Here is a 3,608-nt window from a genome sequence, read left to right as displayed (position 1 = left end):
CTGTGGCTCTCTCCGCCTCGCCCGTCGCGCCCCTCGACTGGCCTGCGAGGCGGAGAGAGCCACAGCGGCGGCGGCCCGTGCACAGGACGCCTTGGACAAGGCGCTCGAAGAAGTGGAGATCCTCGCCGAACGCCTCGCGGTCGCCGAGGAGTTGCCCGTGGAGGAGGAACCGGACACCGCCGTACGCGACCGCCTCGCAGCGGACGGCGCGAACGCCCGCCAGACGGAGATGGAGGCCCGCCTCCAGGCCCGCACGCACGAGGAACGCGTCAAGGCCCTCGCGGGCAGGGCGGATTCACTGGACCGCGCGGCGCGGGCGGAGCGCGAGGCGAGGTCGAGGGCGGAGCAGCGGCAGCGCAGGCTGAAGTACGAGGCGTCCGTGGCGACGGCCGTGGCGGAGGGTGCCCGGCGCCTGCTGGCCCACGTCGAGGTCTCCGTACAGCGGGCGGCAGCCGACCGCGCCGAGGCCGAGGCGGAGAAGGCCGCGAGGGAACAGGAGTTGGCGGCGGAGCGAACCGTAGGCCGGGACCTGAAGGCCGAGTTGGACAAGCTGACGGACTCGGTGCACAAGGGAGAGGTGCTCGGCGCCGAGAAGCGGATGCGGATCGAGCAGGTCGAGACGAAGGCGCTGGAGGAACTGGGCGTCGAGCCGGAGGGCCTGGTCACGGAGTACGGCCCGCATCAGCTCGTACCGCCGTCGCCCCCGGCGGAGGGTGAGGAGCCGGCGGAGGACCCGCAGCCGGTGCCGTTCGTCCGCGCGGAGCAGGAGAAGCGCCTGAGGGCGGCCGAACGGGCGTACCAGCAGCTCGGCAAGGTGAACCCGCTCGCGCTGGAGGAGTTCGCGGCGCTGGAGGAACGCCACAAGTTCCTCAGCGAGCAGCTCGAAGACCTGAAGAAGACGCGCACGGACCTCCTCCAGGTCGTGAAGGAGGTGGACGAGCGGGTCGAGCAGGTGTTCAGCGAGGCGTACCGGGACACGGCGCGGGAGTTCGAGGGGGTCTTCGGCCGCCTCTTCCCCGGCGGTGAGGGCCGGCTGATCCTGACGGATCCGGACAACATGCTGACGACGGGCGTGGACGTCGAGGCCCGCCCGCCCGGCAAGAAGGTCAAGCGGCTGTCGCTGCTGTCGGGCGGGGAGCGGTCCCTGACGGCCGTAGCGCTGCTGGTGTCGATCTTCAAGGCGCGGCCGAGCCCGTTCTACGTGATGGACGAGGTGGAGGCGGCGCTCGACGACACGAACCTCCAGCGGCTGATCCGGATCATGCAGGAGTTGCAGGAGTCGTCGCAGCTGATCGTCATCACGCACCAGAAGCGGACGATGGAGGTCGCGGACGCGCTGTACGGGGTGTCGATGCAGGGCGACGGGGTGTCGAAGGTGATCTCGCAGCGACTGCGATGAATTCAAGACTTGAACACATTCCGGTCCAGTAGTGACTGTCATCTCACATCACCCGGCATTGGACTTCACAACTTGAAGGCATAGTCTCTGGGGCGTTGCTTTTCCCTTCAGGTGGTGGGCGGCGGCGTGCTGTGCGCCACTGGAGGGGCTGACCATGGCCGGCAGCGTTGCCGGTGGCCCGAGGAGTTGATCGTGACCAGCACAGCGCAGGCGTCCACGTCCGGAGCCCAGGCTCATCCCGACCATCTCGGGCACGTCATCTTCATCGCCGCCGCCGCGGCGATGGGCGGGTTCCTGTTCGGGTACGACAGTTCCGTCATCAACGGCGCCGTCGAGGCGATCCGGGACCGGTACGACATCGGGTCCGCCGCGCTCGCGCAGGTCATCGCGATCGCGCTGATCGGCTGCGCGATCGGGGCGGCGACGGCGGGGCGGATCGCGGACCGGATCGGGCGTATCCGGTGCATGCAGATCTCCGCCGTGCTGTTCACGATCAGCGCGGTCGGCTCCGCGCTGCCGTTCGCGCTGTGGGACCTCGCGCTGTGGCGGGTCGTCGGCGGGTTCGCGATCGGGATGGCGTCCGTCATCGGCCCCGCGTACATCGCCGAGGTCGCGCCGCCCGCGTACCGGGGGCGGCTCGGGTCGTTCCAGCAGGCCGCGATCGTCATCGGGATCGCCATCTCGCAGCTCGTCAACTGGGGGCTGCTGAACGCGGCCGGCGGGGATCAGCGCGGGAAGCTGATGGGGCTCGAAGCCTGGCAGGTCATGCTGGGTGTGATGGTCGTACCGGCCGTGCTGTACGGGCTGCTGTCCTTCGCGATCCCCGAGTCGCCGCGGTTCCTGCTGTCCGTCGGCAAGCGGGAGCGGGCCCGGGAGATCCTCGCCGAGGTCGAGGGCGAGAGCGCCGACCTCGACGCGCGGGTCGCCGAGATCGAGCACGCGATGAAGAGCGAGCACAAGTCGACGTTCAAGGACCTGCTCGGCGGCGGTTTCTTCTTCAAGCCGATCGTCTGGATCGGCATCGGGCTCTCCGTCTTCCAGCAGTTCGTCGGCATCAACGTCGCGTTCTACTACTCGTCCACCCTGTGGCAGTCCGTCGGCGTCGACCCGACCGACTCGTTCTTCTACTCCTTCACGACGTCGATCATCAACATCGTCGGCACGGTCATCGCGATGATCTTCGTCGACCGGGTGGGCCGCAGGCCGCTCGCCCTCATCGGCTCCGTCGGCATGGTGATCGGCCTCGCGCTGGAGGCGTGGGCGTTCTCGTACGACCTCGTCGACGGCAAGCTCCCCACCGCCCAGGGCTGGACGGCCCTCGTCGCCGCCCACATCTTCGTCCTCTTCTTCGCCCTCTCCTGGGGCGTGGTGGTCTGGGTCTTCCTCGGCGAGATGTTCCCCAACCGCATCCGCGCGGCGGCCCTCGGCGTCGCCGCCTCCGCGCAGTGGATCGCCAACTGGGCGATCACGGCAAGCTTCCCGTCCCTGGCCGACTGGAACCTCTCCGCGACGTACATGATCTACACCGTCTTCGCCGCCCTCTCCATCCCCTTCGTCCTCAGGTTCGTCAAGGAGACCAAGGGCAAGTCCCTGGAGGAGATGGGCTGAGGCCCTCCCCGAGCCCGGGGAGAAGGACCAAGTCCCCGCTGTCCTTCTCCCCGAACACGACCGCCGCCCCCGGATACCCGGGGGCGGCGGGTTTCGTCTGCGGGGCCCGGCGTCCTCAGTCCCCGGCTTCCGGCAGCACCCGCTCGGTGAACAGCCGCAGGCTGCGCCAGCCCTCCTCGATCGGCATGCCGCCGGCCAGGGGGTGGAGGACGAGGTTGCCGAGGTTCTGGGCCAGGCATTCGGCGGGGGTGAGGATTCTGTACACGCCCTCCTCGCGGAGTTCGTCGACGGTCGTCGCCGAGGAGCGGACCACCGAGTGGATGTCCGTGGACTGCCAGGCGGCGTACGTGCGGGCCTCGTGGAGGAAGTGGTGGCCGTAGGTCCGCCAGGTCTGGTCGGGGGACTCCGAGAGGTGCAGGAGAGGGGTCTCCGCCGGGGGCATCAGGACCCAGCCCTCGGTGCCGTACTCCTTCAGACGGGCCGTGTAGTACGACTCCAGGGCCGGGAGATGGGCGCTGGGGAAGAAGGGGAGGCCCAGGCGGGCCGCCCGGCGGGCGGAGGCCTCGGAGGAGCCGCCGACCAGGAGGAGGGGGTGCGGGGC

General features: G+C 69.6%; 2 protein-coding genes and 1 pseudogene. 2 read left to right on the top strand and 1 reads right to left on the bottom strand.

Annotated features, from left to right (window positions below; genetic code table 11):
• Both AOK24_RS34545 and AOK24_RS34540 read left to right on the top strand, forming a co-directional pair.
• On the top strand, positions 1-1,399 hold a 1,399-nt coding region (locus AOK24_RS34545), incomplete at its 5' end, for an AAA family ATPase (protein WP_159052085.1).
• Between the two features lie 192 nt (positions 1,400-1,591).
• Complete coding sequence (locus AOK24_RS34540; RefSeq protein WP_055723938.1) at positions 1,592-3,007, top strand: sugar porter family MFS transporter; 1,416 nt, start codon at positions 1,592-1,594, stop codon at positions 3,005-3,007.
• 115 nt (positions 3,008-3,122) lie between these two features.
• Here AOK24_RS34540 and AOK24_RS34535 read toward each other — a convergent pair.
• Positions 3,123-3,608 (bottom strand): annotated as a pseudogene (locus AOK24_RS34535) (LLM class flavin-dependent oxidoreductase); the annotation flags it as partial.

The organism is Streptomyces niveiscabiei, assembly GCF_001419795.1.
In the GTDB taxonomy this organism is placed as follows: Bacteria; Actinomycetota; Actinomycetes; order Streptomycetales; family Streptomycetaceae; genus Streptomyces; species Streptomyces niveiscabiei.
Note: the sequence above shows the minus strand (reverse complement) of the source record. Positions and strands in the feature narration are given on the sequence as shown.